At 64.2% G+C, this 21,562-nt stretch carries 17 protein-coding genes; 7 read left to right on the forward strand and 10 right to left on the reverse strand.

The features are described 5' to 3' along the window. Positions 1–67 precede the first annotated feature (67 nt). The 5 genes from V9G04_11270 (at position 68) to V9G04_11290 (ending at position 7,675) form a co-directional block, all read left to right on the forward strand. Complete coding sequence (locus V9G04_11270; GenBank protein ID MEI2713837.1) at positions 68–487, forward strand: hypothetical protein; 420 nt, start codon at positions 68–70, stop codon at positions 485–487. 19 nt (positions 488–506) lie between these two features. Continuing rightward, entirely contained in the window at positions 507–1,814 is a 1,308-nt protein-coding gene (locus V9G04_11275) for a hypothetical protein (protein MEI2713838.1), read from the forward strand. Next, a complete protein-coding gene (locus V9G04_11280; GenBank protein ID MEI2713839.1) occupies positions 1,811–3,820 on the forward strand; it encodes a hypothetical protein in 2,010 nt (669 codons plus the stop codon). The genes V9G04_11275 and V9G04_11280 overlap by 4 nt, the downstream gene beginning before the upstream one ends. Continuing rightward, complete coding sequence (locus V9G04_11285) at positions 3,805–6,543, forward strand: helicase-related protein (protein ID MEI2713840.1); 2,739 nt, start codon at positions 3,805–3,807, stop codon at positions 6,541–6,543. Before V9G04_11280 ends, V9G04_11285 begins: the two co-directional genes overlap by 16 nt. Before the next feature lie 124 nt (positions 6,544–6,667). Then, entirely contained in the window at positions 6,668–7,675 is a 1,008-nt protein-coding gene (locus V9G04_11290; protein MEI2713841.1) for a DUF4192 domain-containing protein, read from the forward strand. Positions 7,676–8,032: 357 nt separating this feature from the next. Here V9G04_11290 and V9G04_11295 read toward each other — a convergent pair whose 3' ends face one another. The 10 genes from V9G04_11295 to V9G04_11340 form a co-directional block, all read right to left on the reverse strand. Beyond that, the gene (locus tag V9G04_11295) at positions 8,033–8,563 is read right to left on the reverse strand and encodes a nuclease-related domain-containing protein (GenBank protein MEI2713842.1); all 531 of its coding nucleotides are present in this window, start codon (positions 8,561–8,563) and stop codon (positions 8,033–8,035) included. A 54-nt stretch (positions 8,564–8,617) separates the two neighbouring features. Then, positions 8,618–13,489 (reverse strand): DUF499 domain-containing protein, encoded by a 4,872-nt coding sequence (locus V9G04_11300; GenBank protein ID MEI2713843.1) that lies wholly within the window; start codon positions 13,487–13,489, stop codon positions 8,618–8,620. Beyond that, the gene (locus tag V9G04_11305; GenBank protein ID MEI2713844.1) at positions 13,483–14,142 is read right to left on the reverse strand and encodes a hypothetical protein; all 660 of its coding nucleotides are present in this window, start codon (positions 14,140–14,142) and stop codon (positions 13,483–13,485) included. The genes V9G04_11300 and V9G04_11305 overlap by 7 nt, the downstream gene beginning before the upstream one ends. A 107-nt stretch (positions 14,143–14,249) precedes the next feature. Further along, positions 14,250–14,555, reverse strand: a complete 306-nt coding sequence (locus V9G04_11310; GenBank protein ID MEI2713845.1) for a Swt1 family HEPN domain-containing protein — start codon at positions 14,553–14,555, stop codon at positions 14,250–14,252. Between the two features lies 1 nt (position 14,556). Continuing rightward, positions 14,557–14,745 (reverse strand): hypothetical protein, encoded by a 189-nt coding sequence (locus tag V9G04_11315; protein ID MEI2713846.1) that lies wholly within the window; start codon positions 14,743–14,745, stop codon positions 14,557–14,559. 143 nt (positions 14,746–14,888) lie between these two features. Beyond that, complete coding sequence (locus tag V9G04_11320) at positions 14,889–15,077, reverse strand: hypothetical protein (GenBank protein ID MEI2713847.1); 189 nt, start codon at positions 15,075–15,077, stop codon at positions 14,889–14,891. 333 nt (positions 15,078–15,410) lie between these two features. Then, positions 15,411–17,297, reverse strand: coding sequence for a DUF1156 domain-containing protein (locus V9G04_11325; protein ID MEI2713848.1), 1,887 nt, complete (start codon positions 17,295–17,297; stop codon positions 15,411–15,413). Positions 17,298–17,462: 165 nt separating this feature from the next. Further along, on the reverse strand, positions 17,463–18,902 hold the full coding sequence (locus V9G04_11330; GenBank protein MEI2713849.1) for a hypothetical protein: 1,440 nt from the start codon (positions 18,900–18,902) through the stop codon (positions 17,463–17,465). 235 nt (positions 18,903–19,137) lie between these two features. After that, on the reverse strand, positions 19,138–19,533 hold the full coding sequence (locus tag V9G04_11335) for a DUF3883 domain-containing protein (protein ID MEI2713850.1): 396 nt from the start codon (positions 19,531–19,533) through the stop codon (positions 19,138–19,140). Positions 19,534–19,981: 448 nt separating this feature from the next. Continuing rightward, positions 19,982–20,668: a hypothetical protein gene (locus tag V9G04_11340; GenBank protein ID MEI2713851.1), complete on the reverse strand. Its 687-nt coding sequence runs from the start codon at positions 20,666–20,668 to the stop codon at positions 19,982–19,984. 147 nt (positions 20,669–20,815) lie between these two features. Here V9G04_11340 and V9G04_11345 point away from each other — a divergent pair, with 147 nt between their 5' ends. Beyond that, positions 20,816–20,941, forward strand: coding sequence for a hypothetical protein (locus V9G04_11345; GenBank protein MEI2713852.1), 126 nt, complete (start codon positions 20,816–20,818; stop codon positions 20,939–20,941). A 7-nt stretch (positions 20,942–20,948) separates the two neighbouring features. Then, entirely contained in the window at positions 20,949–21,287 is a 339-nt protein-coding gene (locus V9G04_11350; GenBank protein ID MEI2713853.1) for a hypothetical protein, read from the forward strand. Positions 21,288–21,562 lie beyond the last annotated feature (275 nt).

Raw genomic sequence — 21,562 nt, forward strand, 5'->3', positions numbered from 1 at the left:
CCTCCACGTAGTGATGCTGCCCGCTGGAGGGGACGCAACAACCGCCAGCGGTGCAGCCGCGACCTTCATGCCAGCGACACTCGCGACGATCGACGGGAACCAGCCTGACAGCAGCACGTGGTTCGCGACGTTCCAATTCGCTGCAGACGACCGCGATTCCGTGTGGGTCGAGCAAGCAGCAGACGCGGCGATTCTCCGCGCCCTGAACCTCACCGGGATTGGCGATGAGGATGTATGGGGCCAAGCGCTCCGTGCCGACGACCTGCGCTCGGCCTACGAGGACGCCGGTGCCGGTGACGTGAACGATTGGTTGGTCTCCGACCTGCTCACCGGGTTGCTGATCGAGTTGACCAACACCGATCTCACAACCGTCGTCGCAGACTCCGGTCGACCCGAACTGCGCGATAGGGAAGGCGAACCCCGACGGACTCGACTGCACGAACTGCTCACTTCCTGGGCCGCCACCTACGAAGGGCCGGCCGCATGAAGGAAGGTGGCGAGCAACCATGAGCGGCGCGCTGCTGGAACAACTGCCCACGCTCTCGAAGTACGACCCGGGCGAAACCGGCGAGGGGAGTCTGGACCCCTTGGGCCTCGGCGCGGTCGCCGACCGTATTGCAGACCGCCTGGTTCCAGGTGTGCGCGCCCGCATGAGCCAGCCGAGGTTTGTCACGCTCTCAGCGGTTGGAGCCCACGCGTGCCAGTCTCTCGCCGGCATCACTTCGACCGACGGCAAGACCACGTTCGACCTCGCCTTCGAGTGGCTTGTCGTGGAGTCCCTCGTCCAGCATCCTGTCCCGAATCGACTCGCGAGTGTTCCTGGCAGCCAGAAGGCCCAGCGTGCGCGGGCCGCCGGTGAGCGCTTGAGCGCCGCGAACTACCTCGCTGGACCGAGGGTGTTCGGGTTCACTGGCGTTTATCGCCCCTTCTCGGTTGACTCCAGAGTTCTTGACCGCGACGGGCTCCCCGGTGAGAACGCGGATCGCCTTCTGAAGGCGTGGGAGGACGATCAGGGACTCGACGGGTTTCACCTCGGCGGATCGGGTTCGCCGGGAGGAAAACTTCGAAGAGAGATCGAAAAGGCCGTTCGCGACTCCCTGACGAACGGCCGCTGCACAGCGCCTCTCAATGGCGCACTAATCGCCTCGATCGCGAGTCACGTCGCTCCGTTGGAGGCCGGCGGCAAGGAGCGAGGTGAAGTTCGCCGACTAATCATGAGCGAACAACATCCTGTGCGCCACGAACTGTCACAGATCATGACCGCTCACATGCCCCATCCCGACCCCTGGCCAACGCAGAGAGAGCTGGCAACAGCCCTTCTCGACAGAGCCACTGGAGCTGTCACCCGCGCAGCACTTCGATCCGCAATCGCGTACGAAGCCTGTACGACCGCAATCGAGTACGCCTTCCGACGGCTGCTCCAGCACGGTGCGTCCCTCCAGGGAGGAACCTTCTCTATCGACCAGGGTGCCGCCACACCTGGCATCGCCGAACTGGCAGGGCGCGTGGTCGACCTGGTCCGTCACGCAGTCGAAGCAGCCGCCGAACTCGATGAAGGACTGGCTCTGGATGTCGAACTGGTCCTCGGCGAATTCGACAGGGCTTTCACCACCCCGGAGTTCGTGAATGCGCTCATCTCCCGGCACCAGGATGTCCAGACGGCCAAGGGAAAGCGCATGTGGATCGACCCGATCAAGTACGACTGGTTCGTTCGCACGCCCTACCGCCGTGACTGGGGTCAGCTGGACGACCGGATTTGGACTCATCCGATGAGGATCGAGACCCTGCTGGGCTTTCTAGTGCGGTCCGCATGAAGCTCACGCCGCTACTCGACCATTGGCAGAAGCCAGCCAATGCAGGCGATCCCCTCGCTGTGCTCGCGACGACCTTCACCCTGGACCCAGACTTCTTCGAGCGGAGTTGTCTCGCACGCTTTCTCGCAGTCGAAAGTGTCGATGAGGGAACCGGCTCGGTCGACGACCTGGTTGCACGACTGGAGTTGGAGGAGAGCCTCCGCGCACCGGCAGTCACCGTTCTCGCCGACCGGAGCGCACAGGGCGAACGCTCCACGCTTCGGTGGGACGCGCTCCACTGCCAAGTCCCCCGACGAGGACTCCTCCACTCGAAGGTGGCGATCTTGCTATGGGAGAACGCCGCTAGGGTCATCGTCGGTTCAGCCAATCTCACGGCCGCCGGGTACCGGCACCAGATCGAACTCGCGCTGGCAGCCGACCTAGGGCCGCACTGCATCCTTCCGGGGGCTGTCCTGACAGCACTCGCAGACGAGCTCGACAGCTATCTGGACCTCGTTCCCGGGTTGGCCGTTGGCGTTCCGGCGCGCAACCAAGTCGATCGGACATTGGCGCTTTTCCGTGAACGCGCGTCCAGGCAACCACGCGTGCAGACGAACCTAAAGGTTGCCTTTGCGCCGAGCAACGCCGATGTTGGGCCGCTCGACGCACTCGAAGAAGCCTGGAGTGGTGCACGGCCTCTTTGGGCCACGCACCTGTCGCCATTCTGGGACGCCGACGACCCAACGGTGCTCAGGAGCGTCGCGGACCTTCTCACTGGCCGGCCCAAAGAGGAGCGCTGGCAGGACGTTGCCGTGGTGTTCGGTCCCCGTGGCGAGATCGGCTTCCCCCTCGATCACTTCGATGCCGTTGACTCTGTTAGCGAGCTCGACCTTCGCGACGATGAGGTGCGGCGGCTCCATGCGAAGTGTCTGCTGCTGTCGCAACGGGAATGGGTGGCCGCACTCGTGGGGAGCTCCAACCACACCAAGGCGGGGCTAGGTCTAGCGAAGACGAATGGGAAGCGCCATCGAGAAGTCAATCTCTGGCTCGGAGCCCCTCTGAATAGCAAGGAGGGTACGGCCCTATTTGGACTTGTTCCGACCGGCCAGGAAGTTGACCCGGTCGGTGTGAACTACGACGACCAAGCGGACGACGACGAGCTCGAAGACTCCGCACCAGTGCTGCCTCCTTGCTTCGGGCTCTGTCGTCTCACCCGCAAAGATGACTCGTGGATACTCACGATCGGAATCGAACCTGTGGCGATGCCGATTGCATGGCGAGTCTCCCTCCCCTCGGGAGCAACGCTCCTTGATGCCACGTCCTGGAGATCGGCGGGGAGCCCTACATCAATCGAAGTCGCTGTCGAGGCCAACAACCTGCCGATGTTCGTTGTCGTCGAGTGGGACGAAGAGAGCACGATCTGGGCGGTCATCGCCGATGACCGCCACTCGCTCCCGCCCGGGGCGGGGCTCGCCGACCTGAACTCCGGCCACCTGCTGGACGCCCTCGCATCTGGCAAGTCACTCGCCCGGGCGGCGCGCGAGGAACTTGAACGCAAGCAGCGAGAGCGGCCGGCATCTGGCGGAACACAGATCGTGACCGACCCGCTGAAGCGCTTCGACTCCCGAGCCAGCCTGCTTCGCAGAGGCCGAGCACTCGCCCAGTCACTTGCCGCGATGCAAAGGAGGCTCGAACATCCTGCCTTGACGACCGATGCGCTCGTTGCGCGTCTGACTGGCCCTCTAGGACCTAGGTTCGTCGCTCGCAAGACGGTCGAAGACGTCGAGGAAGGCAATAAGGACCTCGCCGACGGATTGTTTACGCTCGCGGAGATCGCGCTGACCGTTGGCCGTGTCGACTGGGCGAGGGCCCTGCAGTTCGTCGATCAGTCGGAGGGGCGAAGCACAATAGGAGCCGCACTCGACGACATCGAGTCGCTCCGGGTGCGCCTTGGCAACGGGCCCGCTGACCTGGCGCAATACGCAGCGCGGGCGATGAAGGAGGCTCGACGGTGCCTGACCTCCTGACGTCTCACCTTCGCGAGTCGCCAGACAACGAGTTCGCCGACGACTGGAACCGCCAGCGCCGCACAGCGGAGGACATCCTTCGGCGGCTTCAGAGCCAAGAGGGCGTCGTGCTGGCAGATCAGGTCGGGATGGGGAAGACGTTCGTTGCACTCGCCGTCGCGACGACTCGAATTCTCGCCGCGCCGACTCCCGGACAAGTCGTCATCCTCGTTCCGGCGCGCGTCGGCGAGAAGTGGGTACGCGAGTGGGGCAAGTTCAGCGAATCCCTCCTATACGACAGCGCCCCACAACTGCGCTGCGTGCCGCACGCCATCCGCAGCGGAGAAGACCTGCTTAAAGCGCTCGACGATCCGCCGCGGAGTCGCTCACACATCGTCATCGTGACCTACGAAGCCCTCACGGCCAGCCTGAAGGACTCCTTCATTCAGCTTGCCCTGCTCTACTACGCCTGTCGCAATCGAACCGGAGCAGCGAGGATGAGGAGCCTGATCGCGCGCTGGTGCACTGGCAGCTCTGGGCTAATCCGCGACAGACGGCTCACCACTCCACGGGTTGAGGCTCTCTTGAACACGCCGCCAGAGACCTGGCGCGATGCTTGGACGCATCTGACGGACGGACAAGACCTTGGTGACGACCCGGTCCCGACTGCGCTCTGCGACGTCGCGACTGACCTCGACCTGGCCAGCGTGTGGGATGTCATCCAGGCTCTGCCCCTGAAATCGTCTGCGAACCTCGACGCGCGACTGAAGTCGGCCCGCAAGAGCCTCAATGACGCCACTCAGTCCGCCTGGAAGGCCGTCCTGGTCTCGGCCAGGCTGCGTCTCCCGCTGCTGATCGTTGATGAGGCGCACTCGCTGAAGAACAGCCACACGCGAATCAGCCGACTCTTCACACCGCTGCCCCAGGAACCCGAAGACGGCGCGCTCAAGGACATCTTCGACCGAATACTCCTTCTGACAGCGACGCCGTTCGAGCTCGGTCACAGCGAGCTCGTCAACGTTCTTAGTCGACTCGACGCGATTCGTCCCATGCGGCCGAAACGGACCGAGACACTCTCCGTGCGCCTCGATCGCCTCAAGGAAGCACTCCAGCGAGCCCAAGTCACTGCACTGGAGCTCGACACCTCCTGGGGAAGGCTCTCCCCCGCCGATCTGGCAGCGTTCGATTCCTGGGAATTGACAGCAGACCCACCAACACACATAGGGGCTCACGGACGGAAGGCGTGGCGCGACGCTCAACTCGCGGTCTATGCCCGCACACTGATGCACCGAGAGCTCAAACCCTGGGTGATCCGCCACAGCCGCCCTGCTCGTCGGCACTACCACCATGGCGCGGCGATCCTCACCGGCAGCGAATCGACGGCTGACGCAGGACTCGAGATCCCCGACGACAGCGCGCTTCCATTCCTTCTTGCTGCGCGCGCCCAGGCCGTCGCCGAGCACAACCGCGGAACTGCACGACCCCTCTTTGCCTACGGCATAGCCTCGTCCTACGAGGCGTTCCTCCGGCTTGAGGAAGGCGACGACAATCTCGACAGTGACGTCGAGGCCAGTACAATTGTCGGTGCGAGCGATGGCTCTGAGCCGCCGCACTCCGAGGTGGACTGGTACCGAAAGGAGATTGAGTCCATCCTCCGGCACGGAGACACCAGAGCGCGACACCCCAAGATCGCCGCAACAACGGAACGTGCCCTGCAACTCTGGCTCGCCGGCGACAAGTGCCTCATCTTCTGCTGGTACATCAAGACAACAGCGGCGCTCCAGTCTGCCCTCACCGCGAAGGTCGATCTCCTCATCCGCGAGCTCGCATCGAAGTCGCTCGGGGTTCCCGCCACTCGCGTTGATGACGCACTGGAGCGCATCGCCAATCGGCTCCTCAAGGCAGACTCGGGCAACTACGCAGGCATCAGAGCCAGGCTCGTCGAATCGTTCGGCGCCGCAACGGACAACCTGACCTCCGGTGACGCCATCACCGAGCCCGGCATGGGCGGACAGGAGCTAGCAGAAGCCTTGGCCGACGTGGCGATCCGAAATCTGCGCACACCAGCCTCTCTTATCCGGTACACCAACCTCCGCGTCGACCTCGATGCCGAAGATCTGTGGGAAGGAATCACAGGGACGAACCCTTCCGGCGTCGATCTGGTCGCTCGCTGGACCCAGTTCGCTGAACGGCTTGCAGCGGCCACGCCACTCGAACGCCGCAACGTCCTTGACGCGCTCTTGGGCGACCAGGGACTGGCCAGCGACGAATCGTCGGGACGTGGAGCGCGATTGTCGCCAGTCAGGCGCGCCTACGGACAGACTCGACGCGAGGACAGGGAGCGCCTCATCGCCGTGTTCAACACCCCGTTCGCCCCCGACCTCCTGGTGGCCAGCTCAGTCATGGGCGAGGGGATCGACCTGCATCAAGAGTGCCGCCAGGTCATCCACCACGATCTCGACTGGAACCCGAGCCGACTCGAACAGCGCACCGGGCGGCTAGATCGAATCGGTGCTCTCGCGGAGCGGGTCGGCAAGGACATCGAGGTCTACGAGCCGTTCCTTTCGGGCACCCACGACGAGAAGATGTTCCGCGTCGTGAAAGACCGAGCGGGCTGGTTCGACGTAGTGATGGGCCGGGCTGTCGGCACTGACGAGCAGGAAACTGACGCCGAGGAGATCCGATTGCCACTGCACCCACGCATCCGAGAAGCGCTCTCAATGGACCTTCGGAGTCCCAGGTAGTCATCGCCGCAGACATGACAAGACCCCATCTGGGACACCGGGGCCCCCAAGGACAGGTAGAGGGGAGATCCAAACACTGCACGGCGCGGCTGACGCCTTGGGCATCACCGTGCACCTCGAGTGCATGACACTCTCCGTACAGAACCCTGACGCGCTGATCGCGGCCATCCCCCACCTGCTCGGCTTCCAGCCCCAAGAGTCGATCGTTTTCGTGTCGATGAGATCCGACCTCCCCGTCGCTCGCGTGGACATCCCCACCACACCGCGAGACAGCGACCTGGTCTGGCGATCGATCCGGGAAGGTCTCAGCCGCTACGCCCAGCCCGGCTCAAGCGTCGGAATCGTCTGCATGACAGCCGACCGTCGGCTCGCAGACTCAGTCGGCCAGGACTTCGTCGCTCGTCTCGACACCATCGGCATCGACACCCGCGTCAGACTGTGGGCCGACGAGACCCGGTGGGCCGATCTCGACACCGGCGACATGGGACTCCAGACCGATGCCGCTCGGGAACGCATTGCTGCCATGACGGTCCTGGCCGGCCGGGCGCAGCCGGAGGCCAGTCGGGATTCGCTCGCCGCGTCATTGGTCGGCGACCGGGGGCCGGTCGCGAATCTGCTGCCCGCCGCCCGGGCTGCGGAAAGCGAGAGTGCCCCGCGAACCGAAAGCCGATGGGCTCTCGGTCGGCTCCACCGGTTCCAACACAACGGCTTCCGGCTCGACGACGGCGATGCAGCCCGCCTCCTGGTCGCGCTCGACTCCATCCCGATCCGCGACCACCTGTGGACCGACATGACCCGAGACACCGCCGCCTCCCACATCGCGCTCTGGACCGACATGACCAAGAGGGCTCCGGACGAGGTGCGCGCCGCCCCGGCTTCCCTGCTCGCCTTCGCAAGCTGGCTCAAGGGTGATGGGGCGATGGCGTGGTGCGCCCTCGACCAAGTGCCCGAGGGCAAGCCGTACGCCCTCGCGAACCTGGTCGCAGCGGCAGTCCAAGGCGGGGTGCACCCGCGCGAGTGGGAGACCGTGAAGTGCCTGCCCGTCGAGCGCGGCGTGGAGCGCGCCTCCGACCTCGCCCCTTCTCGGCCGAGTGCGCAGCTCGGTTCGGTTTACCCCACACACGGAATCTGAGGAACCGATGGAGAACACCTACCGCCGTCGTCACGGGGGTCAGGCGCCCGGAACGCCTGCTGGCTCGGCTCGTGCTCAGTCAGCAGTTGCCTCACCCAGCCGCGCCATGCGTCGACGTTGTGCACGACGCAGACGTGGACTTCAGGAGGGCTTGAAGCGTGAAGCCAACGCCTCGCGGGCCGCAGGCACTTCGACTGGCCCTTCTGCCTCAGCGAGCAGCTTTGCGAGGCGCTTCGGCCAAAGCGCGTGGACGCCCCTGGTCGTGAACGCTCCGCCGATGAGCGGCCAGTCCGCTTCGACGATACACAATGCACCGATCACGGGAAGATCACCCACGACCTCGCGGACGAGGTCGATCTACTTAAGGACGCCGTCGACCAACTTGGTGCAGTCTCGACGGCCGACCAGGACCTTCTCTACGCGGGGCCGGAGGATGCCGCCCTCGATCTTCAGCTCTGGGCGGCCCTTGTATCGCTTGGCGTCGATGACCCAGATGCCGGCGGTCGTCACGGCGATGTGGTCGATGTTCGCCTTCGAGCCCGGGACGCGCCGGTCATGGAGGACCGCGATCGACTCCGAGACCAGCGAGTCGAGTCGCGCGCCCAAGCGCTCCTCGCCTACTGCACCCGTTGCCCACGCCTTCGTACTCTGCTTCCCATCTGAGAAGACCACTGCGATGCCGCCCAGCTTGCCCCACTTCTGTCGCAGCCGTTCCTCGTCCTTGGCCTTACGGCGCTCGTACTCACGGCGGGCAGATGACCCTGCAACTCCGGCGTTCGGTGCCGGTGTTGGCCCGGCCAGTACTGTCATATCGGCCTTGGCGTCGACCTCGATGATCCCCACGTCTGTCGGGCACTCGGCATAGCGGAGCCTCATCTGCTTGTCCAAGGTGCCGTCGGGATCAGAAGCCATACTCACGAGCGCCTACCCGCGGGCGAGCCGCTACGCCTTCCCATCGTTGACCTTCTTGAGTTCCTGCAACTCGGCCCACTGTTCCTCGAGTCCGGTCAGAGTTGGGCTGACCCCGAGGGTTGCGAGCGGCTGCGAATGGCCGTCGATGTAACGGCAGGCATCCTCAAAGACCTCGGTAATCTTGGGAATGATCTCGCCGAGCCTCTCAGTGTTGATCTTCTCCAGCTTGGTCATGCCAATGTTCGGCTGATAGCGCTGCGACACGCCTTGAAGCAACTCCGTCTCGGTGAACACCTCGCACCACGAACGAACCCAGCCGTATCCAACTCGGACGAGGGCATCGCGAGCCTCCCCTTCCACATTCTTCGCCGCTTCGATCGTCGTGTTGATCTTCCCCTTGATTCCATTCAAGGTGTCCCAGCGGGGATGGCTGGCGCGCGTAACCTTGCCCTTTCCTTCCTCATCCGTGATCTGGAAGTAGGTGCAGCGCTTCGACTTCTCCGACAACGCCAACAGCGTCGTGGTGAACAAGATGTCGTGAGTGAAGATCATGACCTGGTTGTCTTGGGATAGGCGCACGACGCGCTCAGCGACCTCGCGCACCCGACGGTGGTCCAGGCTCGAAACCGGGTCGTCGAAGATGACCGGTGCAGTGATTCCGGCCAGCCGTGCCTCGGCAAGGAAATCGGCCAGAGCAAGCACCTTCTGCTCACCCTCGGAGAGCACTTTGGACGGCTTGTGTCGGCCACTGAGCACTTTGCGCCGTTGTGCACGTCCCTCGCGTCCAACGAACTGGACCTTGAGAGCCGGCGCGCGCAGTGCCTCGCACTCCTCGATGAAGAGGGCGTCGAAACTTTGGTTGATCAGCTGGTCGCTGGCGGCCTTGGACAGCTCGGTTACGCCACGGGTCAACTGTGGCAACGGGCGCTTCAGCGTGCGAAGCTGATCGGCCTCCTTGGCAGCCGTCACCTGCGTTTCGATCACGGCCCAGGACTTGGTGAGTTCGGCTGCGTCCTTCAGTTCGAGAAGCTCGGCCTGCCTGCCTTCAAGTGCTTTCGACCTGTCCTGCGACTGTTCATCGAGGACGGCAACGTCCGCCGCGGCGGCATCGGTCTCTGACACGCTGGCCGTCTTCGGCTCCGCCAATCTCGCGGCGAGGTCCGCGGCAACGGCATCACCTGTTCGCAGTGCACTGGTCACGGCGGCAACAGCATCGAGGATCTCGTTGAGACCGGTGAGATAGGTGGGCTCCGTCTCCTCGCCTGATAGCTCCTGCCCGAGCGCCGCCGCATCTGCGACCGCGATTTCATCAACCTGTTGCTTGAATGCTGCGATCACCGCGTCGTTGGCGCGGATGTCACTCGTGATCTTGTCTTCGAGGTAAGTCGAGTACTTCTCCAGAAGGTCGCGTGCAGCTCCAGATAGTGGCTGACGGCAGTACAGGCAACGGCTGGCGTCGTGCGCCTCAATCTGGACGAGGTGCTGGCGATACGCGTCACCGGCCTCAATGAAGTCGCTCCACGTCTCCTCTGGTTCAGCGGGCAGGTCTGCTGCCGTAAAGAGCTCCGAGCGGAATGCTTCGTAGTCGGTCGCCAGCTGCGTGCGCTTGACCAACGCATCGTTGTACATGGAGACATCGAGTGCGATGAGTGCGTCCGCTGCGTCCGCTGCTTGCTGGACGGCACGCTGCTCGCGCCGTCGTGCTGCGAGTTGAGTACCGATGGTGTTGGCGCGCAGCGCGGCCACTGCCTGCGTGAGAGTGTCGATCTTCGCTTCGACGTCCGGGTCGGTTGATCCCCTAGCTTTCAGGGCGACAAGGTCGGTCGAGGCGCCTAGCGTCTCGATTAGTGGGTAGATCGTCGACCCACGCTGGAATCGTGAGAGCAAGCCAGGTGGCCCACTCCCGAGGCTGGAGATTTCGGCGTCAATGTGCGCAGTCACTCCTTGGATGGCAGCGATGACGTGATTGAACAGCGCGAGGGCGGAGGGCACATAGACGTAGTCGAGATCGTCGTCCACGTGCGTGGAAACTGAAGGGCTATCGAAGATCGACATGCGTGTAAACGGCGAGACCCCCCGTTCGCCATGCCACTCCAACTCATGCAGATCATCGCCGAGCTTATAAGCCAGCTTGGCGTACTGGTCCGTCTCCTCCTCCGCGTCTACGTTGCCCAAGATCACGTCGGCCGTTCGACTCTCCGCCAGCGCCTTGAAGATGCGTGAGTAGCCGGTCTTGCCCGTGCCGTTCTCGCCGTAGAGGATCGTGAGCCCTTCATGAGGCTCAATCTCTGCACCTGTTACCAGCGCGTTGACACCCTGGACTTCTGAAAGCTTGCGGAGGCTGAGCGGAGGGGCTGCCTCGTCTTGGCGGGCTTCGGTGCTGAGCTTCGCGACTGCGTCGACCTCCCGCGGGTCGAGAGCCTTCTCTTGGCGAAACAGTTTGTAGGCCGATTCGACGACCGTCGCGCCGACCGGCCTTCCCGTCGCCAGTACCTCGGCGACAAGGAGCCGCACCCACTCATCGCTCTCGTTCGCCCAAAGAGCGAGCATGGCTCGTGGGTCGAAGGTCCCGTCGGCGTCCTCCGCCTCAGTCTCAGTAGCGTCCTCGGTCATGCGTCCGGCTAGCTTTTCCTCGAAGCCCGACTGGTCGAACTTGAGCGTCTTGGCGTTCTCCGACACCGTGCGGACCTTGCCGTCCTCGAAGCCGGTGGCGTTGGTGGCCTCGATCTCGATGCGGACGGTCAGCTGGGTGCCGTCGGCGGCGCGGAGGTTGGCAATCACCTCGTCGGCGATGTTCTTGAAGTCCATCGCGATCTTGTCGGAGTTGAGAGTCTTCACTCCGTAGAAGCGGGTCTTGGGCTTGACGAATACGACGTCGACCTTTGGTGCTGACGGGTCGTGCGATGTGGCGCCGCCGTGCTGCTCGACGAGGGCCGCGAGCTGCTCTTCGGACGACTCGGCTTCACGCTGTTTCGTCGCTACATCGGGACGCACGAGTAGGAGCGTGTCGGTCGCAACCGGTGCCGGACCCTTGTCCTCTGGAGTCCACAGACCGATGTAGCGGCCAGCGGCTTCGTCGTACCCGGTGGCGAGGGCGAACGCGTCGGTCACCCAGATCATCGGCAAGTCGACGATGCCCTCGTTGAGAACCTTCCTGTCTCGCAGACGCGGCATGTACGGGTACTGGCTGTACAGGCCCCAGAGCGCACCGAGCGTGACGTGGCCGTCCTTCCAGATCTGCGGCACCTTGTTGATCGCCAACCGGATGGTTGCAGCGGCCTGACGGGTCGAGAGGTCACCGTCATTGCCCAGACGCCTCGAAACCCGCTCTGCGAGTGACTGAGACTGACCCTCGACCTTGGTCTCGCGAATCAGGAAGGGCGAGCCCGGGTCCGGCTGCGTCGGGACAAGCGCCCAGGTGAAGCTCTGCAACAGACGCGCGGTGACGGTCTGGTCGGCCTGCGCCTGGCGCTGTGCGGCCTGGTTCTTCTGGTTCTGCGTGAGGTCGAGGTCGGCCTCGTTGGCGAGGACGTGCGTCCAGCCGAGGTAGTCACGGGTCGCGGCGTCGAGCTCTTCGAGTCGGGCCTCGTCGGCGGCCAGGTAGACAACCGTGTTGCGGTTGGCCCGGTTGGCGCTGCCGCGCTGCTCGGTCGCCTTCTGTGCGAATGCCTTCGCCTCCGACTCGGACTTGCCCTTGTGCGCGACCTTCGGGTGCAGGATCACAAGCCGGGCCTCGTCGGTGTCCGGGATATCGGCGTTCGTCTCGGGGCAAACGTGAACCCCCGCGAAGTCACCGCCCGTGCGGCCCTGCCCCTGGAGACGCTTGACGATCTCAGCCCACACATCCTCCTTGTGGAGACGCTCTGCCTGATCCTTGGCGGTGCGAGTGATGTTGGGCTGGAGGTCGTACCAGTACTTGCCCGAGCCCGAGTAAAAGTACGTAGCCCGGTCGCCGAGGGATGTCAGAGCGGCGTGGAAGTTGCCGGGCACATCACCGGGAACCGCCGTACCAAGGAAGACACGCTGAGTGCCGATGCCCTTCCGGGTCGAGCCAGGCGCGACAGTTGGGGCGGCTCCGAAGAACACCGTGCGGGCGAGACGCTTGGTCAGAGCGCGCTGGCCGAAGAGCGGCTTCTCTTTGTCAATGCGCGCCGGCTCGGAGTTCGGGCCGTCGACATCGGCGTCGATGATCGTCTTCCACGAGTCCTGGAGGTACTGCGTCAGCTCGGCGTTCACGTTCGCGGTGGCGAGCGGGATCGAGCCAGGCATGATCAGCGGAGAAGCATCCTCGCCGGCCCACAGGGCATGGATCACGGTGCTCATCAAACGCAGGACACCGCGGGTTCGTTGGAAGCGCTCCAACGAGGACCACTCCTCGTAGAGGGTGTCGAACAGCTCCGGGTGGATCGGATAGGTCCGCTTGATGCGGTCCTCGTAGGCCGCGTCCCGAACCTCGCGCGGGAAGTCGTCGGTGTACTTGCGGTACATCTCGACATACGCCTTGGCCGTTGCTCCGATGGACGCGAGCCCGGCGGCGTCAGGCTGCTTGAACAGTCGCTGCTTGACGATGTGATACGCCTCGTCGGACGAAGCCGGACGCCACTGGTCAGCCACGCGACGAACGACATTCTGGAGCCGCTTGAGGGCTTCGAGACCGTTGGCGCCACCAACTTCCTCTGCGTTGCCAACCGCAATCTGAGCGTCGTCACCGCTCTCCGACGCAGGGATCGAGATCGCCAGCAGCACACCAGCCGTGCCCTTGGATGCTTCGGTGAGCGACTGCGCGAAGGTGAACTGGTCATCGAAGGTGCCGCCGGCAAGGTCATCACGTCCGACGAGAGAACGGGCGTAAGCCACCCACTCGTCGATCAGAATGACCGCCGGCGCGTACTTGCTCAGCAACTCATGGAGGGCGTCGCCTGGATGGGTGCGGTCACGCGTCCGATTTCGCGACGAGGGCGTAGGCCTCCGGGCCGCCGAGCTGCCAGGCGAGCTCGCCCCAGATCGTGTTGACGCTGTGTGCCGTCGTCCTTGACCACACCGGAGGGGCTGAAGTGGTTGCCGACGATCGCGACACGGTTGACCTTCGTGCCCTGGTAGCCGTTGGCAAGCAACAGCTCCTGCGTCTCCTGCGGGAACTCACCCACCGGCAAGCCCGCGGCGACGTGCCACAGCGACAGCATCGAGTGGGTCTTGCCGCCACCGAAGTTGGTCTGGAGGTTGATCACCGGCGATGCGTTGTCATCACCGGACAGACGACGCACCGCGCGGCCGATCAGGTCGCTCAGACCTTCGGTGAGATAGGTGCGCTTGAAGAACTCGACCGGGTCGGCGTAGTCGGAGTCGACCTCGCCGCCAGTCGCGACCTTGTAGAGGTCGGCGGCGAACTCGGAGGCATGGAAGTTGCCGGTCGCGACGTCGTCGTGCGGCTGGAGCACTTCGCGCCACGGCTTCAGCCCACCAACTGCTTCGGGGTTGTCGACAGCGGCCTTGAGGACCTTCTTGTCGTCACGATCAGCCGTGACGCGGCGAAGGTTCAAGCGGATCGACTTCACCTGGTCTGCCTCCGACGGGCTTGCCTAGCAGCGTCATCAGGCGCTCGGCGGTGTCGAGCGCGCGGTAGGCGTCATCGTCGGTGAACGACCCGTTGTGCGCCCAAGTATTACGGGCATTCTTCAGCTCGGTTGCGAACGCCTCGCCAACCCGACCCGAGGGTGTCGGAGAACGGATACCAACGGGGCTTCACATTGTTAGTAATCGAGGACTCCGTCAGCATGCGCAGCTGGACTTGAGGGTCGAGGGGGTCATAGACCTTGCCCGCGTGTCCATCTTTCGCGGCGACGAGTTGCACCCAGTTGGCGCCGACCGCGGCGTCGACCGCTCCGATCACCGACGCGATGTAGTCGTCGAGGGCCGGCGCAATGACCTCGAACAGCTTTCCGATGCGGTCCCGGTTACTCAGTGCCATGTCACTCGTCCTCGTCGAACTCGAAAGCGCCCTGTGTCTGGCTGGGCTTCTTGGCGGACCGGGCGACCTCAAGGATCTCTGGCCAGCTCGTCACAAGGCTATTGAAGGACAGCGCGTCCTTCGTCCAACCGTTGCTCTCGGCGACGCGGAAGAGAAGGTGTGCCAACTCCTTCACGAGGTCGGCGTCCACCGCCCCGTCGGGTGCGGCTCAACGCTGCCTGGAGGAAGTCGCCAGCGGGCGCGATGCCGTCGCGCTCCAAGCACCTTGATCAGGTGGTGAAGGGCTTCCCAGTTGCTGGTGTGCATGTCCTTGACAGGGCTCGTAGTCCCAACTCAGGTCAGCATGGCTTGATGAGCTGCACCTTGCCTGCCGCGGCTGGTCAGGATGCCGTCCCGATCCATCGTGTCCACGGTGGTGTTGCGCGCATTCGCGATGCTGTTGGCGTCACCGAAAGAACCGACCGAGTAGCCATGCTGCCGATACCACGCGATAGCGAACCGCGACGGCGCAGTCAAAGTCACCCTCCTGCTCGTTGAGCACCTGGTCCAGGATCTCGTTGATGCGCGAGAGCGCTGATCGAACAGTCATCTTCGTAGCCGTCCGGCTCAAGAACCGCGCTGTAACGGCTGAACACGGCCATTCCGGGCCCAATGGCGGCTTGTGGGCAGGTCGACGGGAGCGACTTGATCCCTGCTGAAGCTTGCGGAGGGCGGTCGGGCAGCTCCGCTTTCCAACGTCGCAATGAACCCGCGGCGATCGGTGGTGTGCAGCTTCGTCCGGGCGTAGGGCGAAGCGAGAGCACGATCGAAGACGCAAGGGCATTCCGCCCAACGCTAATCATCCGACCGCTGCCTTCAGTTCGCACTGGCCAAGTCGATGTGATCTCCCAACCACTCCGGATCATTCCCTCGAGCAGGGTTTCCCAACCAGCTCGACGCCTCTCCTCCGGCGTCAGTTTCACTCTGTTTGAAGGCGTAGTACACGGTGATCGGAAAGTCTGGTCGCGCGACCGCTCGGGCCTGCGCGAAGACATCCTTGAATCCGGCCTCGAAGAACGCCTTCGCCTTGTCTTTGCCGCCATGCCGATACGGGTTGGCGACGAGTTCCTCGGCTTTCGGCACGAGCATCGTTGCCAGCAAGTCCGGATGTAGGTGCCGAATGCTCCGCCGGAGCCAAACGTAGAAGTAGTCGGATAGCCCCGAGTAGTCGATGTTGTCGTAGTACGGCGGATCTGTACTGATCAGGTACCCAGACGAAACAGAATCTGCGGCGTCTAGCTGGCGCGCTTCACCTGTCCCGAGAGGTAGCGCAGCAACGGCGTGAGCAATCCGGTCGACAACACCGCCAGCCTTCTCGATTCCGTGAGACTCCACGAAGTCCCAGACCATCGGGAGCGCCTGCCGAGCGAAGGTAGTCCTCGGGGACTCCGCCTGCTCTCGCCATGATGTGATGGTCGACGAAAGATTGGCGATGCCACTTGGAACCATGCCGAGGTACGTCGCAACCGCCGCTGCGTACTCGGCACTGCCGCCATCTTCCAGAACCCGCTTGCGAACCTGCTCGGCGAGGTCACTGTACGCAACAAGAACCGACAGCTGGCGGTTGGTGAACAGATCGACGACTTTAGTGAGACCGTACCGATAGACGTTGATTCGCCCGGGCCAGTCAGTGAGTTCGCCGGCAGGAAGGTCGTCGGGTGCCGGGACGGCAGCAGCCGACACCTGAATCGGGTCGGGCGCGAAATAGTTCCGCTTACGATTGCCTTCACCGACAACGGCCATCAACTGCTGACCGAGCCCGATCTCACGGCTCGTCTCACGGATGTAGTCGAACGGAACAGACGTCTGACATGAGAGACACTTCGCGCCCGTCCTTTCGACAGTTCCGTCACGTCCTGAGTCGGGCGCGTACGCCTTGTCGTGGCCGATCGCGAACTCCACGCGGTGCCCCGAAGGATGCGTAGCGTCGGGCACGATTGACGGAACAACGAAGGTTTCCTTGCCCTTCTTCTTCGCCAGCCACCACGACCTGACCAACGGCATTTCGATCCCGCACGCAGGGTTCGGGCAAGCAATCGTGCGCGCCCATATCCAAGCGACACCCGGCTTACCGCCTACCACGGGAAACATGTGGCCCACAAGCTTCTGAACTTCACCGTGCATCCACTCGCCGTAGGCGCGGATGTCCGCCGCTAGGCCCTCGGCCCCCCGCCATGTACGAATCTCCGCCTCCGCCGCGCCGGGGTGGACAGGCGCTTGGTTACGGAATGCTGAGGGAATCTCGATGAGTGCCTTGTTGATAAGGACAGCGACGGGATTCAAATCAGATGCATGCGCCTCAAGACCAAGGCGTTGTGCCTCGACCGGAATGGTGCCCCCTCCAGCGAACGGATCAAGGACGGGCGGCGGGTTGCCATCAGTTGAATCCAGAATCGCCTGCCGTGCCTCCCGGAGGAGTTGGTCGTCCCTGGTGTTCTCCCAAACGACAAGCCGCTCGATGATCCGGTGCAACCGTTCCCGCTCGGCGCGCTGTTCGGCGTCTGTCGGGAACTTGTCAGGTCGACTGCTGGGGTCGTCTACAAGCTGAGCGAACAGCACCGCCCGTGCAGCAGCCAGAGGCCGACGAGCCCACCAAAGATGAATCGTCGACGGGTGACCGTGACGGATGGCCTTCTCCCGGGCTGACTCCCGGTTGATCGCCTCCAGCGGCAGCGCCACCTCGATCAGCTTGCGCTTCTGCACTACAACGACCCCTCTGCCCGTCGCCGGGCATGACCAATGCGGCGCCCCAGGGGCGCCACGACTCTTTCCACGCCCCAACCTATCCGCGACGTCCGACAGATCGTGGCACTACGTCACTTCTGCATCATCGGACAAGGAACGGAGGACAAGCGTCCAGGATGGGGTTCAGCCAATCGCGGCCGCCACTGCCGCCCTCACCGCGTTGTCGTCCACCGCGGACGCGAGTCGGTGAAGCGCTCCGACCCGAAGCCGGTCAGTCAGGCTGTCCTCGGTGACCTCATCTGGCAAGCCGCTACGGATCCACTCCGTTGCGTTCATCGAGGAGCCATCGTCGTAGAGCGTTGCGAAGATCGCGGCAGGGTCCTCCACCCCGCGTGCGAGCACCTCGACGAGATCCTCGAAGTCCTGTGCAGAGATCACCCGAACGGGTGTTCGCGACGAAGCTGCGGGTGTCGTCGTGGCGGGAGCGACAATCGGAACCCCGACGTAGGTTCGTCCGCCCACCCGCGTCGTGACGTGCCTGTCCAGAGTGACGACAAGGCCGAACACCGGGATGTCGACCCCTGCCAGGTGTTTCGCTGACGCATCGACCTGGTCGAAGGCGCCCTGGTAGAGGTCGTCAATCAGCGAGCGATCGTCCCAAAGCCGGAGTTGGGCGGTGAGTGCCTGAAGTGTCGTCTTCGACTCAACTACCAGCACGAAGTTGCCGTCAGGCGGCATGAGCAAGAAGTCGGCTCTCGATGTGCGGGGGTCAGCATCTTCATCTAGGTCGGTAACTATCCAGCCGTCCGGCAGGCTCTCAGCGGCGATCCGCTGAAGGTATCCCTCGAACGCTGCCCCGGCGGCCTCTGTTCGCTCGCGCGTCCTCGCGGAGGCATCTGCACGGATCAACCGTATGTACAGTCCCGCGGTGCTCAGGGCGGACTCCAAATGCACCCGTGACGGAATAACGAGAGCATCGTCTGGCAGCCGGATGATCGGGAACCGCACGAGCGGCCCCAATCCACGAATAACGTCTTCACCAAGTCGTCGCTCGTCGTCACTGACGGCCTGTCGAATGCCGTCAAGGTCGGCGCTGAGGAGGTCAATGGACCGCGTCATGATGTAACCAACAGCCTCGGGCAGTTGGCCCAAGCGGGCGGCGGCGATCGTCCCATCGGGTCCGATCAACCCACTCATACCCATGACGCCGACGATCAGGTCCGTCAGCTCCATGCCCAACAAGTCTCGCCAAGCTGCACGCCCGATCTTGCCGGTCTCGGTGTCGGGGGCCAGAACCGCCAGCACCCGATGAATGTCAGCAAGCAGGGCCGATTGCCCGATGAGCTGCTGGGGAAGCATCCTGGCCATCGCGGCGTCAGTCAGATCGGTTCCGGCCCTCTTCATCAGTTCGGGGTCGACGACCTGCATCAGTCGGCTGCCAATCACACTCAACTGGTCGACGGAAATCGTCGTGGCACCTGATGTTAGAGCGGCCTCGTGCACAAGCCTGCTGACGATGAAGGGCTCCAGTGAGTTCGACGACCCCAGCCCTGCAATTATCGAAGCGGCCGAGTAGTCCGCCACCTGTTCGCGGAATTCCGCGAGGGTAGGCACCCCCGACATGTCTCGCATCAACCTCCGCTTCTGTGCCCGGCCCAGGTTGGACTCCGCGAGCCCCAGCGCGCTCAGTCGCGCTCGGTTGCGAGCTTTCCGCTCCCGATTCCTCGTTGACATCAAAACCAACCCCAGGCGATCGAAACCATCTCAGAACGGCTGCTTTCCCTTGGCCCATTGCTTCGCCCAGTCACCCCGTACACCCGTTGCATCAAAGTCGCCGAGGTCTGTCGTGGCAAATGGGTCATCGAGGTAGCGGACCTCGTCGTAGCTGCGCGCCCCGGGGGTCGACGCGGACGAGGGCGAGGCGGTAGCGCGGGACGGCGTTCTTGCCGGTCATCACTTCGTTGTGGGTGACGAAGAAGTCGGTGGCCCCTTCGATGCGGGCCTTGACCTCGATGCGGAACGTGTCGCCCTTCGCGTCACTGGAGAGGATGTCGAAGCCGGGGTTGTTGAACGCCTGCTCGACGGGCTTGCGACCGAGCTCTCGCTCCCGTGCGAGGACCAGGTCGACGCCGCGGCGCTCGACTTCCTTGGTCTCCTTGGCGTGGATAGGTGCGGTCGCGGGCAGGTCGGCTTCCAGCATCCCAACGGGGAGCACGAGCGCGGCGGTGACGATGCGGGGCGGCTTGGTCGACATCGAGCTGTTGCTGGTCGAGCAACTCCAGCCGCTTTCGAAGGCGTACGTCGAGTTCGACGGCCTTGCGGTTGAGGCTCTCCGACGACTCCTTGGGCTTGTCGCCCGGCCTGCTCCTTCTCCGACGCGATGGCGGCATCGAGGAGGAGGCGGTCGCGTTCGCCTTCGAGTCGCGTGGTGACGAGGGCGCGGGCCTTGTCGCAGCTCGGCGAGTCGTCGCGGCTGGACTTCGGCGAGGTACTCAGGCAACTGGTTGGCGATGATCCAGCTCGTCGCCGTGTCCTCGGCCTCGGCGAGCCAGGGCAAAGCTGACGGGCGGCGTCGGTGGCGCGGACTGTCGGGGTGCTGCGACGCAGTCGAGGTACGGAGCAGGGCCCGGCTGGGGTGACGGTGCCGTAGCTGTCGACGTAGGCGTAGCCGAATCGTCGTGACGACGGACCCGCCGGTGGCGTCAGCGACTTCCTCGATCGACTCCGACGAGCAGGTGCGGCTCCTCCAAGGTCGAGGAGACCAGGACGGTGCCGCGGTTGAGGGTGCCGCCGAACTGGCGGACTGCTTCGTCCATGACGGCGTCGTGGAGCGGGTGACCAGGTGCGAGCAGGTCGGCGCGGGCGACGTCCTCGGCCTGCCGACCTTGCTCAGATTCGAAGGTCGACCCGGTCGTACTTGGTGGCGATCGGCCCCGTGCCTGCGGCCCGGATGCTGCTGCGGGCACGTTGGCGATCTCGTAGCGACCCTGCTCGCGCTTGGCGATCCGGCCGCCGAGTCGCGTGAAGCGCCGCCTTGAAGGCCAGCTCGATGTAGTGCGGCTGGAGACGGCGCGCGCGGGCTTCGTCCATCGCCGCCTCGAGCGCCTGCGAGGTCGGCCTCGGCGAGGTTGTTCGGACGCGAGGGCTCGCTCGTCGAGGAGGTCCTTGAGCCCGTCGCCGACGGTGGCGTCGATGACCTCGTGCATCTTGGCCTTCACGTCTGGGCGTTCGCCGTACTGGATGGCCTCCAGCAGGAGGTTGCGCAGCGGGGTCTCGGTGAACGCTTCGCCGAGGACGTCGAAGACCTTGCCGCCGTAGGTCTGCGCGCATCTGTTCGAGCTTCTCCAGCAGCCGGGTGAAGACCTCGCCCTCGCGGGTGTTGGAGGCAACGAGGTTCCAGAGCCGGCAGACCTCCTCTTGGCCGATGCGGTGGATGCGACCGAAGCGCTGCTCGATGCGGTTGGGGTTCCACGGGCAGGTCGTAGTTGACCATCAGGTGGGCGGCCTGGAGGTTGAGGCCCTCACCGGCGGCGTCGGTGGCGAGCAGGATCTGGCACGTCGCGGTTCTTGGTGAACTCCTCGGTGATCTGACGACGCTCGCCTCGGCGTACGCCTCCGTGGATCGCGCGGACGGCGTCGGGCTTGCCCGATCAGTGACGTGATCCGGCGATGGAGGTAGTCGAGGGTGTCGCGGTGCTCGGTGAAGATGATGAACTTGCGCGGCTCACCCGTTCGCCGTCGGTGGTCAGCGCGTTGTCCTGGAGGATCGTGGACAGTTCGGTCCACTTGCGGTCGGTCGCCGATGTCGCGCACCTGCTTGGCGGTCTTGGTCGAGGTCTGCGCAGTTCGAGCAGTTCGGCGTTCGAGCTCCTCGACGGTCTGGGCCGCGGTGGCTGCGTCGAGCAGCTCTTCCTCGATCTCCTCGATTTCCTCGGCATTGAAGTCGTCGGAGTCGAGGTCGTCGAGAGGTCGAGCCGTGGGCTCGGTCGTCGGAGTAGGTGCCGTTGAGGATCTCTTGCTTCTTGCGTTCCAGCCGTTCCGAGCGGCGCTACCAGACTGCGGTAGATCGCCTCGGGGCTGGATGCGAGTCGGCGCTGGAGCACCGTGAGGGCGAAGCCGACGGTGTTCTTGCGCTTGCCGCCGAGCTTCTCGGCGCGGTTCATTCCCTCGCGCACGTAGTGGGTGACGTCCTCGTAGAGGTCGTACTCCAAGGCTGTCAGCGTCGTAGGGCACGGTTTCGGCGATGCGTTCCGGGAACAGCTTCTTGCCCTCGAAGGTGAGCA

This window comes from Nocardioides sp. (genome assembly GCA_037045645.1).
In the GTDB taxonomy this organism is placed as follows: Bacteria; Actinomycetota; Actinomycetes; order Propionibacteriales; family Nocardioidaceae; genus Nocardioides.

What these genes read in the sequence shown, in the direction of transcription:
- V9G04_11290 (MEI2713841.1), top strand. Translation starts at nt 6,668, where the DNA reads ATGACACTCTCCGTACAGAACCCTGACGCGCTGATCGCGGCCATCCCC.
- V9G04_11270 (MEI2713837.1), top strand. Translation starts at nt 68, where the DNA reads ATGCCAGCGACACTCGCGACGATCGACGGGAACCAGCCTGACAGCAGC.
- V9G04_11275 (MEI2713838.1), top strand. Translation starts at nt 507, where the DNA reads ATGAGCGGCGCGCTGCTGGAACAACTGCCCACGCTCTCGAAGTACGAC.
- V9G04_11350 (MEI2713853.1), top strand. Translation starts at nt 20,949, where the DNA reads ATGGAGGTAGTCGAGGGTGTCGCGGTGCTCGGTGAAGATGATGAACTT.
- V9G04_11310 (MEI2713845.1), bottom strand. Translation starts at nt 14,555, where the DNA reads ATGGCACTGAGTAACCGGGACCGCATCGGAAAGCTGTTCGAGGTCATT.
- V9G04_11335 (MEI2713850.1), bottom strand. Translation starts at nt 19,533, where the DNA reads ATGTCGACCAAGCCGCCCCGCATCGTCACCGCCGCGCTCGTGCTCCCC.
- V9G04_11330 (MEI2713849.1), bottom strand. Translation starts at nt 18,902, where the DNA reads ATGTCGGGGGTGCCTACCCTCGCGGAATTCCGCGAACAGGTGGCGGAC.
- V9G04_11280 (MEI2713839.1), top strand. Translation starts at nt 1,811, where the DNA reads ATGAAGCTCACGCCGCTACTCGACCATTGGCAGAAGCCAGCCAATGCA.